Annotated in this window: 23 protein-coding genes and 1 pseudogene; 3 read left to right on the forward strand and 21 right to left on the reverse strand. The window is 58.8% G+C overall.

Going from position 1 to position 21,498, the window contains the following annotated elements:
• Positions 1–16: 16 nt before the first annotated feature.
• From IB245_RS08560 to puuE, 8 genes are all read right to left on the reverse strand, one after another.
• Positions 17–802 (reverse strand): outer membrane protein OmpK, encoded by a 786-nt coding sequence (locus tag IB245_RS08560; protein ID WP_192227308.1) that lies wholly within the window; start codon positions 800–802, stop codon positions 17–19.
• Positions 803–1,177: 375 nt separating this feature from the next.
• Positions 1,178–1,963: an outer membrane protein OmpK gene (locus IB245_RS08565; RefSeq protein WP_008040551.1), complete on the reverse strand. Its 786-nt coding sequence runs from the start codon at positions 1,961–1,963 to the stop codon at positions 1,178–1,180.
• Between the two features lie 153 nt (positions 1,964–2,116).
• Positions 2,117–3,475, reverse strand: coding sequence for a nucleobase:cation symporter-2 family protein (locus IB245_RS08570; RefSeq protein WP_192227309.1), 1,359 nt, complete (start codon positions 3,473–3,475; stop codon positions 2,117–2,119).
• A 182-nt stretch (positions 3,476–3,657) separates the two neighbouring features.
• Positions 3,658–4,950 (reverse strand): urate hydroxylase PuuD, encoded by a 1,293-nt coding sequence (locus tag IB245_RS08575; RefSeq protein ID WP_192227310.1) that lies wholly within the window; start codon positions 4,948–4,950, stop codon positions 3,658–3,660.
• A gap of 50 nt (positions 4,951–5,000) precedes the next feature.
• Complete coding sequence (locus IB245_RS08580; protein ID WP_007960046.1) at positions 5,001–5,504, reverse strand: ureidoglycolate lyase; 504 nt, start codon at positions 5,502–5,504, stop codon at positions 5,001–5,003.
• Between the two features lie 116 nt (positions 5,505–5,620).
• Positions 5,621–6,616, reverse strand: coding sequence for an allantoicase (gene alc, locus IB245_RS08585; RefSeq protein WP_008031459.1), 996 nt, complete (start codon positions 6,614–6,616; stop codon positions 5,621–5,623).
• 88 nt (positions 6,617–6,704) lie between these two features.
• Positions 6,705–7,220, reverse strand: a complete 516-nt coding sequence (uraD, locus tag IB245_RS08590) for a 2-oxo-4-hydroxy-4-carboxy-5-ureidoimidazoline decarboxylase (RefSeq protein WP_192227311.1) — start codon at positions 7,218–7,220, stop codon at positions 6,705–6,707.
• Positions 7,217–8,143 (reverse strand): allantoinase PuuE, encoded by a 927-nt coding sequence (gene puuE, locus IB245_RS08595; RefSeq protein WP_008031461.1) that lies wholly within the window; start codon positions 8,141–8,143, stop codon positions 7,217–7,219. The genes uraD and puuE overlap by 4 nt, the downstream gene beginning before the upstream one ends.
• Before the next feature lie 419 nt (positions 8,144–8,562).
• Between puuE and uraH the strand changes: the two genes are divergently transcribed.
• Positions 8,563–8,916 (forward strand): hydroxyisourate hydrolase, encoded by a 354-nt coding sequence (gene uraH / locus IB245_RS08600; RefSeq protein ID WP_008031462.1) that lies wholly within the window; start codon positions 8,563–8,565, stop codon positions 8,914–8,916.
• Between the two features lie 220 nt (positions 8,917–9,136).
• On the opposite strand, the gene IB245_RS08605 is transcribed toward uraH, so the two are convergent.
• The 3 genes from IB245_RS08605 to IB245_RS08615 all read right to left on the reverse strand — a co-directional run bounded on the left by IB245_RS08605 (position 9,137) and on the right by IB245_RS08615 (position 11,931).
• Positions 9,137–9,763: a LysE family translocator gene (locus IB245_RS08605; protein ID WP_008031463.1), complete on the reverse strand. Its 627-nt coding sequence runs from the start codon at positions 9,761–9,763 to the stop codon at positions 9,137–9,139.
• A 68-nt stretch (positions 9,764–9,831) separates the two neighbouring features.
• Complete coding sequence (locus tag IB245_RS08610) at positions 9,832–11,181, reverse strand: NCS2 family permease (protein ID WP_008031464.1); 1,350 nt, start codon at positions 11,179–11,181, stop codon at positions 9,832–9,834.
• Between the two features lie 306 nt (positions 11,182–11,487).
• Positions 11,488–11,931 carry a MarR family winged helix-turn-helix transcriptional regulator gene (locus tag IB245_RS08615; protein ID WP_192227312.1) on the reverse strand — a complete coding sequence of 148 codons (444 nt, stop codon included), beginning with the start codon at positions 11,929–11,931 and terminating at the stop codon, positions 11,488–11,490.
• An 83-nt stretch (positions 11,932–12,014) separates the two neighbouring features.
• On the opposite strand from IB245_RS08615, the gene IB245_RS08620 reads away from it, so the two are divergent.
• Positions 12,015–13,181 (forward strand): PLP-dependent aminotransferase family protein, encoded by a 1,167-nt coding sequence (locus IB245_RS08620; RefSeq protein ID WP_192227313.1) that lies wholly within the window; start codon positions 12,015–12,017, stop codon positions 13,179–13,181.
• Between the two features lie 176 nt (positions 13,182–13,357).
• On the opposite strand, the gene IB245_RS08625 is transcribed toward IB245_RS08620, so the two are convergent.
• From IB245_RS08625 to IB245_RS08655, 8 genes and pseudogenes are all read right to left on the reverse strand, one after another.
• On the reverse strand, positions 13,358–13,729 hold the full coding sequence (locus IB245_RS08625) for a glutathione S-transferase N-terminal domain-containing protein (RefSeq protein WP_008042800.1): 372 nt from the start codon (positions 13,727–13,729) through the stop codon (positions 13,358–13,360).
• Positions 13,730–13,830: 101 nt separating this feature from the next.
• Complete coding sequence (gene folE, locus IB245_RS08630) at positions 13,831–14,376, reverse strand: GTP cyclohydrolase I FolE (RefSeq protein ID WP_032832746.1); 546 nt, start codon at positions 14,374–14,376, stop codon at positions 13,831–13,833.
• A 22-nt stretch (positions 14,377–14,398) separates the two neighbouring features.
• Positions 14,399–14,630, reverse strand: a pseudogene (locus IB245_RS29350) (site-specific integrase); the annotation flags it as partial.
• Positions 14,631–14,770: 140 nt separating this feature from the next.
• Positions 14,771–15,445, reverse strand: a complete 675-nt coding sequence (locus tag IB245_RS08635) for a polysaccharide lyase family 7 protein (protein ID WP_008042798.1) — start codon at positions 15,443–15,445, stop codon at positions 14,771–14,773.
• Positions 15,446–15,757: 312 nt separating this feature from the next.
• Positions 15,758–16,471, reverse strand: coding sequence for an XRE family transcriptional regulator (locus IB245_RS08640; RefSeq protein ID WP_192227314.1), 714 nt, complete (start codon positions 16,469–16,471; stop codon positions 15,758–15,760).
• Positions 16,472–16,588: 117 nt separating this feature from the next.
• The gene (locus IB245_RS08645) at positions 16,589–17,146 is read right to left on the reverse strand and encodes a Smr/MutS family protein (protein ID WP_008031481.1); all 558 of its coding nucleotides are present in this window, start codon (positions 17,144–17,146) and stop codon (positions 16,589–16,591) included.
• Positions 17,147–17,232: 86 nt separating this feature from the next.
• Positions 17,233–17,553, reverse strand: coding sequence for a hypothetical protein (locus IB245_RS08650; RefSeq protein WP_008031483.1), 321 nt, complete (start codon positions 17,551–17,553; stop codon positions 17,233–17,235).
• Positions 17,554–17,684: 131 nt separating this feature from the next.
• Positions 17,685–18,275: a cysteine hydrolase family protein gene (locus IB245_RS08655; RefSeq protein WP_008031485.1), complete on the reverse strand. Its 591-nt coding sequence runs from the start codon at positions 18,273–18,275 to the stop codon at positions 17,685–17,687.
• 238 nt (positions 18,276–18,513) lie between these two features.
• Here IB245_RS08655 and prmB point away from each other — a divergent pair, with 238 nt between their 5' ends.
• Positions 18,514–19,422 (forward strand): 50S ribosomal protein L3 N(5)-glutamine methyltransferase, encoded by a 909-nt coding sequence (prmB, locus tag IB245_RS08660; protein ID WP_192227315.1) that lies wholly within the window; start codon positions 18,514–18,516, stop codon positions 19,420–19,422.
• Between the two features lie 102 nt (positions 19,423–19,524).
• Here the strand turns inward: prmB and IB245_RS08665 are convergent, their stop codons facing one another.
• Together IB245_RS08665 and IB245_RS08670 are read right to left on the reverse strand one after the other, a co-directional pair.
• The gene (locus IB245_RS08665) at positions 19,525–20,316 is read right to left on the reverse strand and encodes a hypothetical protein (protein WP_008042791.1); all 792 of its coding nucleotides are present in this window, start codon (positions 20,314–20,316) and stop codon (positions 19,525–19,527) included.
• A 110-nt stretch (positions 20,317–20,426) separates the two neighbouring features.
• Entirely contained in the window at positions 20,427–21,425 is a 999-nt protein-coding gene (locus IB245_RS08670; RefSeq protein WP_008042789.1) for an alpha/beta hydrolase, read from the reverse strand.
• Positions 21,426–21,498 lie beyond the last annotated feature (73 nt).

Below are 21,498 nucleotides of genomic sequence, written 5' to 3' on the forward strand. Positions count from 1 at the left end.
ACACGGAGGGTGGTAATTAGAAGTGGAACTTCACCAAAAAGCTCGTAGTACTCTGATCAGTCTTGAAGTACTGGCTATCCTTAATCCCGTACTTGTCCGACCAATAGTCATACTCCACACCCACATACAACTGCTTCTCGCCAAAATTCAGCGCTTTACCCAAGTCATATTTAACCTGCGGGTTGAAGTGCAGGTTGGCGTGGTAGTCGCCTTTGGAGTTGGAGTCGTTGTCGACTACCCAGTCCATGAAACCATCGATCAGGATGCTCGAATCGCCGACCGGGATGGTGTAGGACCACACTGGCGTGATCTGCCAGACGTTGTCGCCCGCACGGCTGCCTTCGGTATGACGCTGGTAAAAGTTCAGCTGGAAGTAGTCGAAGCCTGGAATCGCCAGGTCGAAACCCGGGCCGATCAGGTAGGACTCGGTATCGCCTTCACCAAACTCGTACGTCATCGCCAGCAACACGTCTTTGACCGGGCCGAATCCGATTTTCTGGTCGAGGACTTTGCCCAGGGAAATACGTGGGCTGAACTCACCATAATAGGTGTTCGGGCCGACGTTGAAATCCTTTTCGCCGTTGTAGAAGATCTTGTCGACGAAGAAGAAGTTATCCCCATATTTCCAGCCATCGGCGTGTTCGAAGGTCACGGTCTGCTGAATGCGCGGGTTGACCTGGAAGTCTTTGCCATAGAGGTAGGTCAGGCTGTTGTTCTGCCATTGCAGCAAGTCGCTGGCCATGGCCTGGCCCCCGGCCAGCAAGGATCCCGCCAGCATCAGGCTAGTGCACGTACGTTTCATTCGGTTGCTCCCAAAAAGTAGGTGTTTCACGTTGTTTTTTTAAGGTCGGCGCTCTGGTGTGGCGCCTTTTTCCGTAGCGGTAAAAAATCATCCAATCGGTCAGCTTCAGTGCTGTTAGCAAGAGCTGCGCCAAGGCTTTCGAAAAGCAAAAAAACTCCCGTTCGGCGGCTCAAGAGCCGTCGATTGAGAGGGGGGGTGGAATGCCTTGATACCGTCCAGGGCCGGGATAAGTTGGCTTTCTGGTCAGGAATTAAATCCGGGCTTTTTTTTAAAGCGGATTCAGGCGGCCGCGGAGAATACTGACTCCAGGGCCTGGTCTCAAGTGCCCCGCAACAGCGCACCGACGACAGGTTTTGGGCACCGTTGCGGGTCATCTTAAAAGTGCACCTTCACCAGCAGGCTGGTGGTGTTTTCATTGGTGTCGAGGCGGGCGTTGTTTTCCACGCCGTACTTGTCTTTCCAGTAGCTGTACTCGACGCCGACATACACCTGTTTCTCCCGCCAGCCCAGGGCCTTGCCCAGGTCGTATTTGATCTGCGGGTTGAAATGCAGGTTGGCGTGATAGGTGCCGCGCGCGTTCTGGTCGTTGTCCACGACCCAGTCGAGGTAGCCGTCAATCAACAGGTTCGAATTGCCCAGCGGGACGGTGTAGGACCAGGCCGGTGTGATCTGCCAGACATCATCGCCGGGGCGCGAGCCTTCGGTCTGGCGATAGTAGAAATTCAAGGTGAAAAAGTTGAAGCCCGGTACTGCAAGGTCGAAGCCGGGGCCGATCAGGTAGGCTTCGGTGTCGTCTTCGCCATTCTCGTAGGTCATGGCCAGCAACACGTCCTTGATCGGGCCGAATTCGAAGCGGCGGTCGAGGATTTTGCCGAAGGAGAGGCGTGGGCTGAATTCGCCGTAATAGGCATGAACGCCTTTGTTCCGGTCTTTTTCGCCGTTGTAGTAAGTGCTGTCGACGAACAGGAAGTTGTCGCCGTACTTCCAGCGGTCGGCGTGTTCGAAGGTGATCGTCTGCTGAATCGACGGGTTGATCGCGAAATCCTTGCCGTACAGATAGCTCAGGCTGTTGGTCTGCCACAGCAGTAAATCGCCGGCCATGGCTTGGCTGGCAGCCAGAAGACCGCTGCCTAACAGCAGGTTTGTCTGTGTCCGAATCATCTGTTGCTCCCTCTTGTTTTTATTTTCAAGGCGCAGGTGTCCCACCCCTGTAGGAGCCGGCTTGCTGGCGATGAGGTCAGAACATCCAACATTGATGTCGTCTGACCCACCGCTTCGCCAGCAAGCCGGCTCCTACAGGGTTTGCGTTCTGTCTTAGTGCGAGTGGGCGTGGCAGTCGTTGATCGCGGCGCGTTCCTTGCCGCCGAGGATGTTGAACAGCAGGTTCAGCGCCAAGGCACTCAACGTTGCCATGGCGATGCCGCTGTGGGTGATCGGGCTCATCCACAACGGCAGGTGGGCGAAGAACTCCGGACGTACTACTGGAATCAGGCCCATGCCGATGCTCACCGCCACCAGCAATTGGTTGCGACGGTCACCGATGTCGGCTTCCTGGAGAATCTTGATCCCGGTGGCGGCGACCATGCCGAACATCGCAATCGCTGCGCCGCCAAGCACGGCGGGCGGAATCGAGGCGACCAGGAACGCGGCTTTCGGCAGCAGGCTCAATACGATCAGCAACCCGCCGGCAACGATGGTCACCGAGCGGCAGCGCACGCCGGTCATCTGCACCAGACCGATGTTCTGCGCGAAAGAGGAGTGGGTGAAGGTGTTGAAGAAACCGGCGAAGAACGACGCGCCGGCATCGCACAGCAAGCCGCGACGCAGCATGCGCGGGCAGACTTCCTGGCCGGTGATTTTGCCCAGCGCGAGGAACATCCCGGTGGACTCGACGAAGATGATCACCACCACCAGGCACATCGACAGAATCGGCGCGAGTTCAAACTTCGGCATGCCGAAGTGCAGCGGGGTGACGAATTGCAGCCAAGGCGCCTGGGCCATTCCGCTGAGGTCGACCATGCCGATCAACCCGCAGATCACGTAACCGAGGCACATGCCGATCAGCACGGAAATGTTGACCCAGAAACCGCGCATGAAACGATGGACCAACAGAATGGTTGCCAGCACCAGTGCGGCGATGGCCAGGTAAATCGGTGAACCGAATTGAGCGGCGCCGGCACCACCGCCCGCCCAATTGACGGCGACGGGGAACAGCGACAAACCGATCGAGGTGATGACTGTGCCGGTCACCAGCGGCGGGAAGAACCGAACGACTTTGGACATGAACGGTGCGATGAGCATGCCGAAGAACCCGGCGGCGATGGTCGCGCCGAAGATTCCTTGCAGGCCGATACCGGGCATGCCGGCCATGGCGACCATGCTGCCGACGGCGGCGAAGCTGGCGCCCATCATCACTGGCATGCGAATGCCCATCGGGCCGATGCCCAGCGACTGGACGATGGTGGCGATGCCGGCCACCAGCAGGTCGGCGTTGATCAGGAAGGCGATTTCTTCACGACTCAGGCCAGCGGCCTGTCCGATGATCAGCGGCACCGCGATGGCTCCGCCGTACATCAGCAAAACATGTTGCAGACCGACCAGGATCAGTTGCAAAAGGGGCAAACGCTGAATGGCGGGTGCGTCGGGGATGCGCGCTTGGGATAGCTCGGACATGCAACACCTCGGATCTTTTTTATTCTTGTGATTTTGTGCATCAGGGGAGACCGCGGCGCGGCCATTCGCGGGCAAGCCTCGCTCCTACAGGTTCTGGGGCGATTTGCATCATTTGTGAACGACACAAAACCTGTAGGAGCGAGCGGGCGGCGTTCCGACTTGCCCGCGAAGCTTTTCAACGGTTAATTGGTCGGAGCTCCCTGAACAATCCACGCGCCGATCAGGTCACGTTCCTGCTGGGTCATCTGGGTGATGTTGCCCAGTGGCATGATCTGGCTGGTGACGGCTTGAGCCTGGATGCGCGCCGCGTTCTGGCGGATCTGCTCGGGGGTATCGAACATCACGCCGGCCGGCGCTGCGCTGAACAACGGGCTGGTCGGCTTGGCCGAGTGGCATACCGCGCAACGTTCCTGGATCACGCTGTGCACTTTGTCGAACCCCGGGCCGGCGTTTGCCGCCTGGACCGGTGCTTCAGCCGGTTTCGGTGCGGCAGGTTTGGCACCACCACCGAGGGCGGTTTCCGGCAGCGGCTGGTACTCGATGGTGCCAGGTGCCTTGGCCACTTCAGGTGCGCTTGGCATCTGCGCCGGGCCAGTCACGTAAGCCAGGCAGATCATGCCCACGGCTGCGACGGGCAGGGTCCAGGCAAACTTGTGGCTGTCATGACGGGTGTTGAAGTAGTGACGCACCAACACCGCCAACACTGCGATCCCGGCCAGGATCAGCCAGTTGTACTGGCTGCCATAAGTGCTCGGGAAGTGGTTGCTGATCATGATGAACAGCACCGGCAAGGTGAAGTAGTTGTTGTGACGCGAACGCAGCAGGCCTTTGGCCGGCAGTGCCGGATCGGGTGTGCGGTTCTCGGCAATCGCCGCTACCAGTGCGCGCTGTGCCGGCATGATGATGCGGAACACGTTGCCGACCATGATGGTGCCGATGATCGCGCCGACGTGCAGGTACGCACCACGACCGCTGAACACTTTGCTGAAGCCGTAAGCGGCGCCAATGATCAGCACGAACAGGATGAAGCCGAGCAGGGCAGGGCGTTTGCCCAGGGCCGAGTCGCAGAGGAAGGAGTAGACGAACCAGCCAACGAACAAAGAAGCGATGCCCAGGGCAACACCTTCAGGGCCGGTCAGGCTGCTGCCCGGTGCCAGCAAGTACAGCGTCGGGTTGGAGTAGAACACCACGCACAGCAGCGCGATCCCCGACATCCAGGTGAAGTAGGCTTCCCATTTGAACCAGTGCAGGTTGTCCGGCATGGTCGGTGGAGCCAGTTTGTATTTTTCCAGGTGATAGATACCGCCGCCGTGGATCGCCCACAAATCGCCGGCCAGACCACTTTTCGGGTTGACCCGATTGAGGTTGTTTTCCAGCCAGACGAAATAGAACGACGCACCGATCCAGGCCACGCCAGTAATCATGTGAACCCAGCGCACGCTCAGGTTCAGCCATTCCAACAGATGTGCTTCCACAGTCTTTACCTCTCGCCTGTCACTCTGTTGTCGAGTGATCAGACCTTCTCTTATTGGTGGGGGGCGAGGATCAAACGCTCATCCTCTTTGAAAAAATGCTCATCGCAGTTATTGCCTGTGCCACTGCGATCAACCACCAGGAAGTCATCCCGCTTTTCGATCGTCAGCACCGGGTGGTGCCAGACGCCGCGATGGTAATTAATGCCCTGCCTGCCGTTGGTGACGAAGGCGCGGACCAAGCCTGATACAGGTTCATCGCCAAGTGGCGCGACCACGATCAGAAAGGGGTTGCCGAGCAGCGGAATGAAAGCCTGGCTGCCCAGCGGGTGACGCTCCAGCATGCTGACGGTCAGCGGCATGTCCTGCGCGTCGGCGCGGAAAATGCTGATGATCGCGTTGTCTTCTGGCGTGGCGGTTTCCACCGTCGCCAGTTTATGAAAGCGCATGGTCGAACCGTTGTTGATCATGAAGTGATCGCTGCCGTCGGTTTCGATCACGTCACCGAAAGGGGCGAAGGCTTCTTTGGTCAGCGGTTCAATCGTCAGTGTGCGCATGCTGGTCTTCTTATCCAAAATTTGTGTTGTTTGATCTGGCGTCTTCGCGGGCAAGCCTCGCTCCTACGGTCGGTGATACCTGTAGGAGCGAGGCTTGCCCGCGAATGGCGCGCCGCTTATTTAGCGACCTTGCCCAGGACACGCAGGCGGCTCACACCGCCATCCGGGAACACGTTCAGGCGGATGTGGGTGATCGGGCCCAGCGCCTTGATCTGCTCGGCGAAGGTGTGTTCGGCGTGCATTTCCAGTTTCTGCGCCGGCAACAGTTCGCGCCAGAACAGCGATTGGGTTTCGATCTGGCTGTCGGTGCCGCCCTTCACAAAGGCGCCCTGGATCGAGCAAGTGTCCGGGTAGTTGCCCTTGAAGTGCAAAGTGTCGACGACGACTTTTTCGATCTCGCCGGCATGACCCAGCGCGACGATGACCCAGTCATTGCCCGGCGTGCGACGACGTGCAGTTTCCCAGCCGTCGCCCATGTTGATGCCACGGCCTGGGTTGAGGATGTTGCTCATGCGGCCGAAGTGTTCGTCGGAGCAGGCGAGGGCGCGGCCACCGTTCAGGGCGGCGGCCAGGTCCACTTGTTCGTTGTCGCCGACAGCGGACCAGTCGCGGAACGGAATGCCGTAGACACGCAGACGGGCCACGCCACCATCCGGGTAGATGTTGAAGCGCAGGTGGCTGAAGGCCTGGTCGTTACTGATTTCGTGGTAGTGGTGGCTGTTGCCTTGCAGCTCGACGGCCGACAGCACTTCAGTCCACTGGGTGTTGTCGTCCGGTTCGCCAGACGCGAGGAAGCAGGCTTCCAGCGAAGCCGACGGCGGGAAGTTGCCGGTGAAGAATGAAGTGTCGATGTCTACGCCTTTGATCGAACCTGGCACGCCCAGGCGGATGACCGCGCTGTCGTAGCCTTCGAAGCGTTTGCGACGCGATTCCCAGCCGTCCATCCACTTGCCGTTGTCATCGAACACGCCCTCCTTCCACACGGCCGGGGTCGGTTGGAACAGACGGTTGGCGTCTGCGAACCAGTCATCGGTGACCGAAATGATTTTGGTGCCCAGGCGGGCGTCGGCCAGGTTGACGAACTTCTCGAAAGGTACGGCGTAAGCTTTCATTCTTCTTGTCTGCCTTTAATAAGTTGGCTTGGGATGCTTGCAGTGCCCTGGGCGATGTTTGCGTCCAATGTCGCTCGGGGAAGGCTCGCTATAGGGTCAGTAATCGGAACAGGGCAATCTTGTTGATCTCCGCCAGCGCGCACTTGAACTCGGTATCTGCCGGGTTGTGAATGCGCGTTTCGAACGCCGCGAGGATCTGATGCCGGTTGCTGCCTTTTACCGCCATGATGAAGGGAAACTTGAACTTGGCTTTATAGGCGTCGTTCAGCTCGGTGAAGCGAGAAAACTCTTCGGCCGTGCATTGGTGAATACCGGCGCCAGCCTGTTCATTGGTGCTGGCTTCGGTCAACTGGCCCTGGACGGCGGCTTTGCCGGCCAGGTCCGGGTGAGCGTTGATCAGGGACAACTGGCTTTCGTGATCAGCGCTCAACAGGATGTCGCTCATGCGCTGGTGCAGGGTTTCGATCTCGTCGATCGAAGCGTCCTGGCCCAGGTCGAAGGCCTTCTCGGCCACCCATGGCGAATGTTCGTAGATGTCGGCGAAAGCGGTGACGAACGCGTCGCGGCTCAGGGTCGAGGGTTTCAGGGTTTGAAAGGTGCTCATTGGGCAGCCCCTTGGTACGGGTGGGTTTCGTGCCAGTGGCGAGCGATGTCGACGCGGCGGCTGAACCACACCTGTTCATGACTTTTAGCGTATTCGATAAAGCGCTTGAGCGAGGCCAGACGCGCCGGACGGCCGATCAGCCGGCAGTGCAGACCGATCGAGAGCATTTTCGGCGCTTCGGCACCTTCGGCGTACAGCACATCGAAAGCGTCTTTCAGGTATTCAAAAAAGTCGTCGCCCTTGTTGAAGCCCTGGACCTGGGTGAAGCGCATGTCGTTGGTGTCCAGGGTGTACGGGATCACCAGGTGCGGCTTGCCGGTCGGGTTGTTCGGTTCCCAGTAGGGCAGGTCGTCGTCGTAGGTGTCGCAGTCGTAGAGAAAGCCGCCTTCTTCCATCACCAGCCGACGGGTGTTCGGGCCGGTGCGGCCGGTGTACCAGCCCAACGGGCGTTCGCCGGTGATTTCGGTGAGGACGCGGATCGCTTCGAGCATGTGCTCACGTTCCTGTGCTTCGTCCATGTACTGGTAGTCGATCCAGCGATAGCCGTGGCTGCAGATCTCGTGACCGGCATCGACCATCGCGCGGATCACGTCCGGGTGGCGCTGGGCGGCCATGGCCACGGCGAAGATGGTCAGCGGAATGTCGAATTCCTTGAACAGTTTCAGAATCCGCCAGACACCGGCGCGGCTGCCATACTCGTAAAGGGATTCCATGCTCATGTTGCGCGCGCCTTGCAGCGGCTGCGCCGAGACCATTTCCGAAAGGAAGGCTTCGGACTCTTTATCGCCGTGCAGGATGTTGCGCTCGCCGCCTTCTTCATAATTGAGCACGAAAGACAGGGCGATGCGCGCATTGCCCGGCCAGTGTGGGTGAGGAGGGTTACTGCCGTAACCGATCAGGTCGCGTGGGTAGTCAGCGCTCACTGCAGTCTTCCTTCTTATTCGTTGACAGGTTGTGTGGCGGCCTGGCGATGGGATGACAGGCTGGCGTCACAGCGATGGGCTGATTGTATACAACTTTATATCCACTTTGTAAGCCTGAATTTTCGCATTTTTCATCTGCTGTCATCTTGGAGTGCTACTGCAAGAAACCTGCCCAGTTGGTCAGCTAATGGATAGAAGGTCCGCTGCTCGCATGGTTTGGCGTCAGATTGACTGCGAATCCTTGAATGGCGGTACTGGCTGCAAAAATGTCGTTTTTATTGTGTACAATTTTTATGAAAAGTGTCTTAATCAGTCGCTCGCCGCAGCTTTTCGTGCTCCGAATCGGTGCGGTCTCCTTTTCAACTGACTTCGGGAGGCGCGAGGTCTGACTGCTCCACGCAGGCAGGCGCGCAGAATCAATGGGACGTTTGACTACACACGTTTTGGACGCTGCACACGGTTGCCCGGGCAGCTCGATCAAGGTCGAGTTGTACCGCGTTGAAGGCTCGCAGCTGGAATTGGTCGCCAGCGCAATCACCAACAGCGACGGCCGCGTCGATGCACCGCTGCTGCAGGGCGATGACTACCGCACCGGGGTCTATCAGGTGCAGTTTCATGCGGGCGATTACTACCGCGCCCGTGGCGTTCAGCTGCCGGAGCCTGCGTTCCTGGATGTGGTGGTGCTGCGGTTTGGCATCTCTGCGGAACAGGATCACTACCATGTGCCGCTGCTGATTTCGCCTTATAGCTATTCCACGTACCGCGGCAGCTGATCCCCCAAGCAGCTGTCGCCTCCGAGAAGCGACTGCGCATATAGCTTCTTTGGTCTTTCGCCCGCTCACACTGCGGGCTTTTTTTCGTCCCGAGGAATGTGGTGAATGTGCCGACGCCTTCGCGGGCAAGCCTCGCTCCTACAGGTTGTTTTCCATTCCATGAACGACACAAAAACCTGTAGGAGCGAGCGGGCGGCGATCCGACTTGCCCGCGAAGCTCTTAACGGCTCAACAGCGACGCTGCGCCGGCGCCGCTAAACAGTCCGGCACTCACCCGGTTAAACCAGCTCTGCCCCTTGCCACTGCGCAGATACCGCGCCGCACCATGGGCACCTAACCCGTAAGCCAATTTGCACAGCAGATCCAACACCGTCCACGTAGCAATCATCACCAGCAACTGCGGCAGGAACGGTTGCCCGGCGCTCAAGAACTGCGGCAGGAATGCGGCAAAGAACAGGATGTCTTTCGGATTGCTCGCACCCAGCACAAATGCGCGCCCGAACAGGGCACGGAAACGTGGCACCGGCGCAGCCTGGGGCACTTCAGCGCCGACCGATGGCTGGCGCGATTGCTGCCAGCTCTGCCAGGCGAGGTAGAACAGGTACAGCGCTCCGACGATTTTCAATGCGCTGAACAGCTGTTCCGAAGCCAGCAACAACGCCCCCAATCCCAACGCGGAAGCGCTGAGCAAGCAGATCGACGCAATCACGCCACCCAAAAACGCTGGGTAAGAACGACGCAAACCGTAATTCAGACTGTTGCTGATCATCAGCAAAGACAGTGGCCCCGGGATCAGGATCACCACCAGCGCAGCGCCGCTGAACAGCAGCCAGGTTTCCAGACTCATCACTTTCCTCCATTTGCACAAAAGCCTCACCCGACGGGGTGAGGCTGTTTTCAAGCGAGTACCTGTGTTTACAAGAAGATGAACTTGGCGATGAAGATCGCGCAGAGCACCCACAGGCTCACGGAAATTTCCTTGTATTTACCGGTGCCGGCTTTCAACGCCACATAGGTGATGAAGCCCAGCGCAATACCGTCGGCGACCGAGAAGGTCAGCGGCATCATGATCGCGGTGACGATCGCCGGAATGCTGTCGGTCGCTTCGTCCCATTCGATGTGCGCCATGCCGCCCATCATCAGCATCGCCACGTAAATCAGCGCGCCGGCTGTTGCATAAGCGGGGATCATGCCAGCCAGCGGTGCGAAAAACATGGCTGCAATAAATAACACACCTACGGTAACAGCGGTAAGACCAGTCCGACCACCAGCGGCTACACCCGCGGCACTTTCCACGTAGCTTGTTACCGGAGGAACACCCACCACGGCACCGAATACGCTGGAGGCGCTGTCGGCTTTCATGGCGCGAGAGAGGTTTTCGATGCGGCCGTCCGCGTTCACCAGGTTGGCGCGTTGGGCGACGCCCATCAAAGTGCCGGCGGTGTCGAACATGTGCACGAAGAGGAAGGCCAGCACCACGCTGATCATGCTGACGTTGAATACGCCGGCAACGTTCATGGCCATCCAGGTCGGTGCCAGGCTCGGCGGTGCCGACATGATCCCTTCGTAATGCACCAGGCCCAGACCCCAGCCGGCCAGCGTTACGGTGATGATGCTGATGAGAATCGCACCGAACACCTTGTGGTAGCTGAGCACGGCGATCATCAGGAAGCAGATCGCGGCGAGCAGCGGGCCGGGTTCACGCAGCGAGCCGAGCTTGATCAGCGTCGCCGGGCTATCGACGACGATGCCGGCGGTTTTCAAGCCGATCAGGCCGAGGAACAGACCTACGCCGGCGCCCATCGCAAAGCGCAGGCTCACCGGAATGCTGTTGAGCAGCCATTCGCGGATCTTGGAGAAGGTCAGGATCATGAACAACACACCGGAAACGAACACTGCACCGAGTGCGGTTTCCCAGTTGTAGCCCATGGTGCCGACCACGGTGTAGGTGAAGAAGGCGTTGAGGCCCATGCCCGGCGCGAGGCCGACTGGCCAGTTGGCGTACAGGCCCATCAACAGGCAACCCAGTGCAGCCGCGATGCACGTTGCAACGAATGCCGCGCCGTGATCGATCCCGGCGTCGGCCATGATGTTGGGGTTGACGAAGATGATGTAAGCCATGGTGATGAAGGTTGTCAGACCGGCAATCAACTCGGTCTTCACCGTGGTGCCATGCAAGCTGAGTTTGAAGATGCGTTCCAGCCAGCCATTGCGTAATGGCGGCGAGAGTTCCAGCGACGGGGCTTCGGATTTGCGGCTTTCCACAGCGAGTACTCCTCAAGAGTTTTATTGTTATTTCCAGGGCCGGACCCATGAGGGTGGCAGCGGCCCTTTGAGGCATTCGCGAATTTGTTGACCGCTTGGTCAGGAACTCGCACGCAGTGGATTATGCTTTTGTATACAAATAATGCAAATAATGTTTTTGATTTTGTAGACGAAAAGTTTGGCAATAGGGATATATCGCCAGAAAGGACGCCTTCGCGGGCAAGCCTCGCTCCTACAAAAGCGGCGCATATCCTGTAGGAGCGAGCGGTGCGGCGATCCGACTTGCCCGCGAAGACTGACTCGAGGTCACATCTTCTGCTGGTTCTCCCCCAACGCCAGATTCACCGCCAACCACCCATTCACCGCCGTCTCCCCAGCCTCGGCAAACACCCGCTCCAGCAGTTTCACCTGCTCACGCCGCAACGACTGCTCAAACCGCGCCCCTTCCACGGTCAGTTCCAGCAACCGTTTACGCTTGTCGGTCTCGGACGCAACGCTGTCCACCAGGTGCATTTCCACCAACTGGCGCAGCGGAATGTTCAGTGCCTGCTTGCTCACACCGAGCAATGCCAGCAACTCCTTGACGCTCAGGTTCGGATAACGGGCGATGAAAAACACAATGCGTTGATGCACCCGGCTCAAGCCGCGACGCTCGAGCATTTCGTCGGCCTTGGCGGTGAACGCCTGGTAGCCGAAGAAAAACGCTTCCATGGCCTGTTGCTGGGAGGCGGGATTTTTAAGGTCAAGCATGTTGACGTATCCGTTCGGGTTGTCGTAATTTCGGTCAACCAGTTTGACTCATTTTTCTCAGGCCTCGCTACCGGTGACCCCCCATGGCTTTTTCCGAACGTGTCTCGCGCCTTAAAAGTTCTTTGATTCGTGAAATTCTCGCCACAGCCCAGCGCCCGCAAGTGATGTCGTTTGCCGGTGGCTTGCCGGCCGAAGTCATGCTGCCGACCGTCGAATGGGCCGACATGCCGCTGTCCATCGGCCAATACGGCATGAGCGAAGGGGAGCCGGCGTTGCGCGAAGCCTTGGCGGCCGAGGCGCGAGCGCTGGGCGTGCCGTGCGAGGCGAGTCAGGTATTGGTGGTCAGCGGCTCGCAGCAAACCCTCGATCTGGCGGCCAAGCTCTACATCGACAAAGGCACCGAGATCCTGCTTGAAGCGCCGACGTATTTGGCGGCGTTGCAGATCTTTCAACTGTTTGGCGCCGACTGCATCACCGTGCCGCTGGAGGCCGATGGCCCTAATCTGCTTGAGCTGCGCACGCGTCTGGAAAAACACCAGCCTGCGTTCATCTACTTGATCCCGACGTTCCAGAACCCGTCGGCGGTACGCTACAGCGAGGCCAAGCGCGATGCGGTCGCCGCGTTGCTGGATGAGTTCGGCGTCACCCTGATCGAAGACGAGCCGTATCGCGAGCTGACGTTTGATGGCGGCAGTGCCAGGCCAATCGTCAGTCGCTTGAAAAAGACCAGCTGGATCTACACCGGCACCGTGTCGAAAACCCTGTTACCGGGGCTGCGGGTCGGCTACCTGATCGCCAGTCCGGACCTGTTTCCGCATTTGCTGAAGCTCAAGCAGTCCGCCGATCTGCACACCAACCGCGTCGGCCAGTGGCAAGCGCTGCAATGGATCGGCACCGAGAAATTCCAGCAGCACCTGAGTGAGCTGCGGGATTTTTACCGGGGGCGCCGGGATGCGTTTCAGTCGGCGCTGGAAACGCATTTTTCTGATTTGGCAGAGTGGAACGTGCCGCAGGGCGGGCTGTTTTTCTGGTTGACGCTGAAACAACCGCTGGACACGCGCACGTTACTCAAGCCTGCACTGGCGGCGGATGTGGCGTTCATGCCGGGTGAGCCGTTTTTTCCGGAGCCGGACAATCACCCGGGGCATTTGCGGCTGAACTTCAGCCACATCGATCCGGCGCGGCTGGATGAAGGGTTGAAGCGATTGGCGGCGGTGGTGCGACAGGCGCAGGCGGCGGAAGCGGCCTGATCGCAGCGATAAAAAAACCGGCTCATGGGCCGGTTTTTTTTGTCTGAGATTTGTGGTGGTTGATCCGACGCCTTCGCGGGCAAGTCGGATCGCCGCACCGCTCGCTCCTACAGAAGATGCATAACCTGTAGGAGCGAGGCTTGCCCGCGAAGAGGCCGTCAGCCACACCACAAACCTCACGCCGCAGCGAAGCGCTTGTCCAGATAATCAATGATCACCTTGGACTCATACATCCAGGTGGTCTGGCCATTCTCTTCAATGCGCAGGCACGGGACCTTGATCTTGCCGCCTTGCTCCAGCAGAACCTGACGATCCTGCTCGTTGTTCTTCGCATCACGCAACGCCACCGGCACGTTCAGGCGGCGCAGGGTGCGGCGGGTTTTCACGCAGAACGGGCAGGCGTGGAACTGATACAGCGTCAGGTCCTTGGCAGCCGCTTCAACCTGAGCCTGGGCGGCGGCAGGGCGCTGCTTCTTGCCGGGACGGGTGATGAAGTCGATGAAAATGATCAGTTGGCCGAGGCCGACACGAAGCGCTTTAACGAACACGGTACAAGCCTCACGGGGCGAAAGAAGGCGCGCAGCTTACCTGATTTTTCGCAGACGAAAAAAAACCGGCGATGAATGCCGGTTTTCTTCGTTGCTGCGAATTACTTGATCAGGCTGAGAAACTCGCTGCGGGTCGCCGCGTTTTCGCGGAACTCACCGAGCATCACCGAGGTGATCATCGTCGAATTCTGCTTTTCCACACCGCGCATCATCATGCACATGTGCTTGGCCTCAATCACCACCGCAACGCCCAGGGCGCCGGTGACCTGCTGGACCGCATCGGCGATCTGGCGGCTGAGGTTTTCCTGGATCTGCAGGCGGCGGGCGTACATATCGACGATCCGCGCGACTTTCGACAGGCCCAGCACTTTGCCGCTCGGGATGTAGGCGACGTGCGCCTTGCCGATGAATGGCAGCAGGTGGTGTTCGCACAACGAGTAGAGCTCGATGTCTTTCACCAGCACCATTTCGCTGTTGTCGGAGCTGAACAAGGCACCGTTGGTGACTTCTTCCAGTGTCTGTTCATAACCGCGGCAGAGGTACTGCATGGCTTTGGCGGCACGTTTTGGCGTGTCGAGCAGGCCCTCGCGGGAGACGTCCTCGCCCAATTGGCCGAGAATCGCGGTGTAATTCTGTTCCAGTGTCACAGGGGCTGATTCCATAAGGGTTTCAGAGGGGTACTGTTTCTGTCTGTACCAATGTTGTACCAATCGAGCTCGTTTCAAACGGCCCGTTCACTCTGGTCGATGCCGGAGTTGATTCGTCGGGCGTGGTCGATAGCAACATCTGAACGCTACGACCGAGCCGAGTGGCAATAAAACGCAGGGTTCATCCCCGACATGAGGCACATGGTAGCGTATGTGTGACGGCAGTTGTATTGCCAGCGGGCGCGAAGCCCAAAATCGGTCATCACGGCATGCAAGTGTTTGTCGGTCGCGCAGGCCTGCCGGATTTTATCCGCATCCCGCTACAGCCTGTCGCCAGGCTGCAGCAGTGATGTTCCCCTGAAACCTGTTTTGCTCATCAGGCCGAGCAGGTCTATCAGGCGTGAGTGATCGACAGATCGCTGATGATGCAGACAGAACCGTCTAGCGGGTCGGTGGTGTCGGAGTAATCGATCTGGTTGTACACGCCGCCGTGAAAGGCAAGCGTTTTCGTGTCCCAAGTGTTGTCGAGGCGCATGATCGCGGAAGTGGATTTGACGCCGTTACAGCTGGCCGATACAGAAACGGCGCCGCTCGAGTTGGCGTGAATGTTGATTTTGAAAAGTGCACCGAGCGGTACGTTTTCCAACACCGTCGAGTTGACCGGATCGTCCTGGAGGTAGCTTGACCGGAACCCCATGGTGATTTTTCCTTTGTTCCAGAACACCTTCACCGGAGGTCGTTCTGAACCCTTCACATGAATTTGGCCAATCACGACTTTCTGCAGCGAGTTGACTTTGGTCAGTCGCATTTCCTGGCGGTTCCAGTGGTCCGCTGCGCTGGAGAACAGCCAGTAACCTGGCTCCTTCCACTCACAGCGAGTTCGTAGCGTGCTCTTGCTGGACGCTCCAAGCGTCGGCGCCGTCATCTGCAGCGAACCATCTTCAAGCATTGAGATGACGTCGGGGCATTCGAGCAGTGCGCGCCAGCCGATGAGTTCAAGCGCAATCGGGTTGGTGTCGGAGATTGGAAGCGGGGTAGCGATGGTGAAGTTGCTGATGTCTACAGTCATGGTTTTTACCTCAGTCCATTGATGTCGCTTTTTGCTCTGGTGAGCCTTGCGTTTGATGCAGGCCTACATCCCACTGCCCACTCAATGAATGGGCAGAAGTGATAGTTGGCAGCTTCCGATCGATTTCCCGTTGGCTTGAATACGAATATAGGCGTTCCCATATTTCGTGTAAACGGGTATTCCCATATTTTATTCTGTGCCTGTATTCCAGATGCAAAAAAGCCCGCGCTTGGCGGGCTCCTCTTGGATGTGCGTCGATTTGCTGTATTGCACGTTATGGCACTGGACGTTCACGAATCACCGCAACTCGGTTCACCGCGAATACATTGCCCACCAAAAGACATGACCCAGGATCGCAATCTGCTGCTCCTGGACCTCGGCGAAGGTGTAGTCCTCGTCCGGATGCTCGTCACGGTTGAAGCTGCGTAGACGGATCCCGCTGGGCAGTCGGTAGACTTGTTTCACACGGAGCTGGCCGTTGTGGTTGATCGCGTACATGTCGCCGTCGACGATGTCGCCCAGCGAATTCTTGCCAATGTTCATGCCAACGGTGGCGCCGTCGCGCAGTACCGGGAACATGCTGTTCCCGCTCACCGACACGCACCTGGCGTTGTTGAACTGCACGTTATTGTGACGCAGGTCTTTCTTGAAGAAACGCAGCCTGGCGCTGTCGTTTTCTGCGATCACGAAACGGCCTGAACCCGCCGCCAGCTCAACTTCACGCAGGAAGGGGACATAAACCTCATCGTCATCCAGGGGTGTGCTGTCGTCCCAAGGCTGGATGTCTGACATTGAAATGCCTGGAGGGGGGGAGACCCCTTTAAGCATGTCACCGACACCTTCAGCCAGCCACATCGGTGAAACGCCACACACTGAAGCGATCTGGGCAACAAAGGCTGTCGCTTTCGATTTCCCGCGCTCGAGGTCGGAGATTGAGGTTTGAGTCAGCCCCGCGCGCTCGGCAAGCTCGGTCTGATTGAGCTTGGCGTGTTGGCGGGCTGTTTTGAGTCTTTCTTTAAATTCCATCTGCGAAGTATTACGGGAGCTCCCATATCATTGCAAGTCGGTGTACCCGCACTGAGTGGTCAGCCAGTAGCCAGATCGGTGTGGCGGCTACGACGCTGCAAGCGTGGCGCAACGACTTTACTCGTCGCGACCTTCCATCATGGTGCGTTTGAGCATCACATAAACCGCTCCGGCACCACCATGTTTCGCCTGGCACGAGGTGAAGCCAAGTACCTGTGAATGCTGGCGCAGCCAGGTGTTGACGTGGCTTTTGATCATCGGCCGCTTGCCGTCCAGGCGTACGGCTTTGCCGTGGGTGACGCGCACGCAGCGGATTTCGAATTTGGTCGCTTCCGCCAGGAACGCCCAGAGGGTTTCCCGGGCCTTTTCCACACTCATGCCGTGCAGGTCGAGGCTGCCTTCGAAGGGGATTTGCCCGATCTTGAGCTTGCGCATCTGGCTTTCCTGCACGCCGTCGCGCGCCCACATCAGCTCGTCTTCCGGGCCGACGTCGATCACGAACTGATCGGACAGACCGTCAACGGTGGTGGCATCGGTGCGCACGGTGGCGGCTTGACGCAGCTTGGCGATCTGCGCGCGGTCAGCCTTGGGTTTGCCGGTTTCGGCGCGATCGTGCTTGATCGGCTTGACGCCTTGGATCGCGCTTTTGAACAGGGAAAAATCGTTGTCTTGCATATCAGCCTCCGCGAAGGGCGGCCAGTTTACCCAAGTCGAGACACGACCGATAACAATTGGGGCCCGGTAAACGTCAGGCCGTCAATTCAGTCGTGTTTTTTCATCAGATGCGGGGACATGTTCAGCTCTTGCGACTGGCGCGCGCGGCGACGGCAACGCCGCCACAGCCAAACGCCGAGGTAGAGCAGGAACAGACCGACCGCCAGAATGATTGCCGAGCCCAGCGGGCTGGCATTCAACTCGCCGAGTGCCGGCGGGTGGCCCAGCAGGCTGGCGGCGCCGGCCATCGCCAGCAACACACCGCACGTTGCCAGCAAGGCAGCAAAGGCTGCGCCGAATCGAAAACGCCAGTTGCTTTGGCCTTTGGGCCGCAAGCGGCGTGCGTCAAAACCATCGGATAACTTCATTCCGACCTTCCTCAATGGGTATCGGCCCTTCGACCGGGAGTTGACCGGGATGTTCCTGAGGCTATGACATTTACAGCGAACGAGAGGCTTTTGCGGATGAGCGGCGGCATGAACCGCTCATCAAGCGTCGATCAGATCAGATCGTGGGTCAGGGCGAGGGTGGCGAAGTTGTCCGCCATGATCGCCATTTCGGTCTGTTGAACGTGGTCAGCGCTCAACACGCCACCCTTGTAGGGCAAATCGCGCGTTGCACAGGCGTCTTCAACGAGGGTGCAGCGAAAGCCCAGGTTTTTCGCGGCGCGCACGGTGGTGCTGACGCTGGAGTGACTCATGAAACCGCACACGATCAGGTCCAGGGAGCCGAGATTTTGCAGGCGGTCCAGCAGTTCGGTGCCGTGAAACGCACTCGGTAGCAACTTGCCGATGATGGTTTCGTCGCTCTGTGGTTCGAGGCCCGGGATGAATTCACCGCGCTCGCCTTGCGGATCGAACAGCCCGCCGACGGTGCCGAGGTGGCGCACATGCACGATAGGACGGCCGGCTGCGCGGGCAGCGCTCACCAGCTGCTTGATGTTCGCGACAGCAGCATCCATGCCGACCAGGGCCAGGGGGCCGCTGAGGTATTCTTTCTGGGCATCGATGATGACAAGGGTCGCATGGCTCAGATTGGCGGCGGCATAACCGCGACCGCTGAGTTGAAACATCGTTTTTGGAACGGACATTCTGGGGCTCCTTGGAGTGGGGCTTTTGCGACATTGTCCTCTGGCTGAGCGCTTCTGTGAATCGCTACCATCGTAGGCGCCGTCGTTACTGGCCTGCAGCCTTGTCAATATCCTCGTTTTGTTCAATAGCCAGCGATAAAAATGGATATGTCCTACATCTGAGCCGGTGTTTTTCCTGCGTCGTCGTAACGCGTTTTGGCTGTTAGAATTGCCAGTCGTTTTTTCTGGAGCTTACCCCGTGATCACTTCCCGACTTCGTACCCTGCGTGACCATATCCGTTGGGCCGTCAGCCGCTTCCATGGGGAGGATCTGTTTTTCGGCCATGGGACCGACAACGCCTGGGACGAAGCCCGTCAACTGGTGTTGGGTGCCTTGCACTTGCCGTGGGAAATTGCTGACAGCTACCTCGACTGCAATCTGGAAGACGATGAGCTGGTCAAGCTGCAGCGTTTGCTCAAGCGGCGCATCGAAGAACGCATTCCGACCGCTTACCTGTTGGGTGAAGCATGGTTCTGCGGCATGTCGTTCATCGTCGATGAGCGTGTATTGATTCCGCGTTCGCCGATCGGTGAGCTGATTGAAAAGGGTTTCGCACCGTGGCTGGGCGCCGCGCCTGCGCGGATTCTTGACCTGTGCACCGGTTCCGGTTGCATCGGTATCGCCTGCGCCTATGAGTTCCAGAACGCCGAAGTCGTGCTGGCGGATCTGTCGTTCGAAGCGCTGGAAGTGGCCAACCAGAACATCGAGCGCCATGGTGTCGATGAGCGGGTCTACACCGTGCAGGGCGATGGTTTCGATGGCTTGCCGGGTCAGCGTTTCGACCTGATCGTGTCGAACCCGCCTTACGTCGATGCGGAAGATTTCGCCGACATGCCGCAGGAATATCAGCATGAACCCGAGCTGGGCCTGGCCTGTGGCGACGATGGCTTGAACCTGGTACGACGGATGCTCGCCGAAGCGGCGGATCATCTGACCGAGAAGGGTTTGCTGATTGTCGAAGTGGGCAACAGCCAGGTTCACGTTGACGCGTTGTACCCGGAAGTCGACTTTGCCTGGCTCGATTTCGAGCGCGGCGGGCATGGCGTGTTCATGTTGACGGCGCAGCAGTGCCGGGAGCATCAGGCGTTGTTCGCGTCCCGCGTCTGACCTGAGGACGCCTTCGCGGGCAAGCCTCGCTCCTACAAGGGTTCACCAATAACCTGTAGGAGCGAGGCTTGCCCGCGAAGGCCGCGCCGCGGTCTCAAGCCTTCAACGGTGCGTCGCAATCCAGATCAACAACCCCGCCTGAAACACCGCAAACGCCACCAGGCACGTAATGGTGAACCGCAGCCCCGCGTCTTCGCGTTTGTATTTGCTGACCTTTTCTTCGTGTTTCTTCAGCTTCACTTCCTGCTCGGCCAGGTTCTGCTCGGCCTGCTGCAGCATCTGCGCCGCTTCGAGAATTTCCACCTGCTGCAGCTTCTCGGTGTTCCAGTCGGCCAACAGGTCGCCGACCTGCACCTCTTTGACGCTGCCCTTCAAATGCTGGGCGTCGGCATACACCACCTCAAAACCATGCGCCTTCAGAAAGCGATCACGGCGCAGGCGCGTGTCTTCGTTCAGCGCGTCCTTGTTGTTCAGGTCGGTGCCGTCGACGGTGTAGCCGGGCCAGCGCTTTTTCGCCCAGGTAATGCCCTGGGCTGCCATGTAGCGGCCGATGCCACGGTTCATCGGTTCGATCTGCAAACCGCTTTCCGGTCCGAAATGCACACGTTTTGTGGTGTGGTCGACCCACACGTCGAGGTGGTTCTGTTCCTTGCGCACGCGCTGGCCGGGCAGGGAAATGGTCATGCGCAACAGACTGTGTTTCTTGTCGTTGCGTTCGGCATAACCGAATTCGACAAAGCGCAGTGGCCGCCCGCCGGTGTTGCGGTCGGTCTGCAACGGTGCCAGGCGGAGCATCTTGTGGTGCTCGACGTGGACGTCCGCCCACGGCAGCTCGACCGCTGGCGGTGCGTCTTTTTCAGCGGTGGTGTCGGGTGAAGTCGGGGTATCAGTCATAACGGCGAGATCCTGTCCAAGCTCAGCTTGTCGCCAGTCATAACGCTGGCGACAAAGGCTTATCGGCCGTTTTTTTCAGGACTGGAGGGAAAAAGCGCTTAAAAAAGCGCTCAACTGGAGCGAAGTCCGTCAATAAACCCGAGGATCCGTGTGCCCAGTTCGGCTGCCAGCGGCAATTGCGGATCTTTGTAGGAGGCCAATTGCCGTTTGACGTCGTTGGGCACGATGCGCATGACGTGGTTCATGCCCTCGATCAACGCCAGTTCGGCGTCCGGTTTGGCGGCCTGCAACAACCTGGCGTCGCCGACACCGACCTGGATGTCGTTGCTGCCCTGAATGATCAGCGCCGGCATTTTCAGTTTGGCGAATGCGGCGGCGGGGTCCTGGCGGAACAGTGAGATCAGGTACGGCTGCACGCTCGGACGGAATATCACCTGAAGTTGTGGCGGTACGTTGTCATCGGTGCGGCCGGCCTTGAGGCTGTCGAGCAGTTCATTGCTGCGCAGCATCAGCGGAGGAGGCAAGCGATTGCTCAGTTGCTGGCGCAGCACCTGATCGATCGGCCGTGCGCTGCCGGACAGGGAAATCACCCCGGCGGCATCGACGCTCGGCGCCGCGAGGCTGGCGATCAACGCGCCTTCGCTGTGGCCCAGCAGAATCAACTGGCCAAAGCGCGGATCGCTTTTGAGCTTGTGGCCCCAGGCCTCGGCGTCGGCCACATAGGCTTCCACCGTCAGATTGCGTTCGTCGGGGGTCGCCGCGAGGCTCGCCGCCACGCCGCGTTTGTCGTAACGCACACTGGCGATGTTGTGTTTGGCCAGTACCCAGGCGAGGCGCTTGAGGCTGTCGTTGCGTCCGCCGTCGGGGTTATTGCCGTCACGGTCTGTAGGACCGGAGCCGGAAATGATCAGGACAACCGGTACGGGTTTGTCGGATTTTGGCAGCAACAACGAGCCGAAAAGCTCCCCGGTGCCGGTATCCAATGTGATCGGCCGTTGCAGGACGGTGGCCTGTACAAAGCCGGTAAACAAGGTAAGGCTCAAGGCTAAAACTCGCAGCATCATCACGCCATCATGAACAAGATGCCGGTTGGACTCGCAGGCACCCATAAGGTTCGAGGATGAACTAGTTGGGTAGCCTGCGTATACTGGCGCGCATTACGTATTCAGGTTCATTTCACGG

Source organism: Pseudomonas sp. PDM02, assembly GCF_014852285.1.
GTDB classification, from domain to species: domain Bacteria; phylum Pseudomonadota; class Gammaproteobacteria; order Pseudomonadales; family Pseudomonadaceae; genus Aquipseudomonas; species Aquipseudomonas migulae.

Coding starts and splice junctions, on each gene's coding strand:
- IB245_RS08580 (WP_007960046.1), bottom strand. CDS start 5,504: ATGCGCACACTGACGATTGAACCGCTGACCAAAGAAGCCTTCGCCCCT.
- IB245_RS08615 (WP_192227312.1), bottom strand. CDS start 11,931: ATGCTTGACCTTAAAAATCCCGCCTCCCAGCAACAGGCCATGGAAGCG.
- IB245_RS08635 (WP_008042798.1), bottom strand. CDS start 15,445: ATGACTGTAGACATCAGCAACTTCACCATCGCTACCCCGCTTCCAATC.
- IB245_RS08565 (WP_008040551.1), bottom strand. CDS start 1,963: ATGATTCGGACACAGACAAACCTGCTGTTAGGCAGCGGTCTTCTGGCT.
- IB245_RS08560 (WP_192227308.1), bottom strand. CDS start 802: ATGAAACGTACGTGCACTAGCCTGATGCTGGCGGGATCCTTGCTGGCC.
- IB245_RS08670 (WP_008042789.1), bottom strand. CDS start 21,425: ATGGGTGCCTGCGAGTCCAACCGGCATCTTGTTCATGATGGCGTGATG.
- uraH (WP_008031462.1), top strand. CDS start 8,563: ATGGGACGTTTGACTACACACGTTTTGGACGCTGCACACGGTTGCCCG.
- IB245_RS08640 (WP_192227314.1), bottom strand. CDS start 16,471: ATGGAATTTAAAGAAAGACTCAAAACAGCCCGCCAACACGCCAAGCTC.
- IB245_RS08605 (WP_008031463.1), bottom strand. CDS start 9,763: ATGAGTCTGGAAACCTGGCTGCTGTTCAGCGGCGCTGCGCTGGTGGTG.
- IB245_RS08665 (WP_008042791.1), bottom strand. CDS start 20,316: ATGACTGATACCCCGACTTCACCCGACACCACCGCTGAAAAAGACGCA.
- IB245_RS08655 (WP_008031485.1), bottom strand. CDS start 18,275: ATGTCCGTTCCAAAAACGATGTTTCAACTCAGCGGTCGCGGTTATGCC.
- alc (WP_008031459.1), bottom strand. CDS start 6,616: ATGAAAGCTTACGCCGTACCTTTCGAGAAGTTCGTCAACCTGGCCGAC.
- IB245_RS08650 (WP_008031483.1), bottom strand. CDS start 17,553: ATGAAGTTATCCGATGGTTTTGACGCACGCCGCTTGCGGCCCAAAGGC.
- IB245_RS08620 (WP_192227313.1), top strand. CDS start 12,015: ATGGCTTTTTCCGAACGTGTCTCGCGCCTTAAAAGTTCTTTGATTCGT.
- IB245_RS08645 (WP_008031481.1), bottom strand. CDS start 17,146: ATGCAAGACAACGATTTTTCCCTGTTCAAAAGCGCGATCCAAGGCGTC.
- IB245_RS08570 (WP_192227309.1), bottom strand. CDS start 3,475: ATGTCCGAGCTATCCCAAGCGCGCATCCCCGACGCACCCGCCATTCAG.
- uraD (WP_192227311.1), bottom strand. CDS start 7,220: ATGAGCACCTTTCAAACCCTGAAACCCTCGACCCTGAGCCGCGACGCG.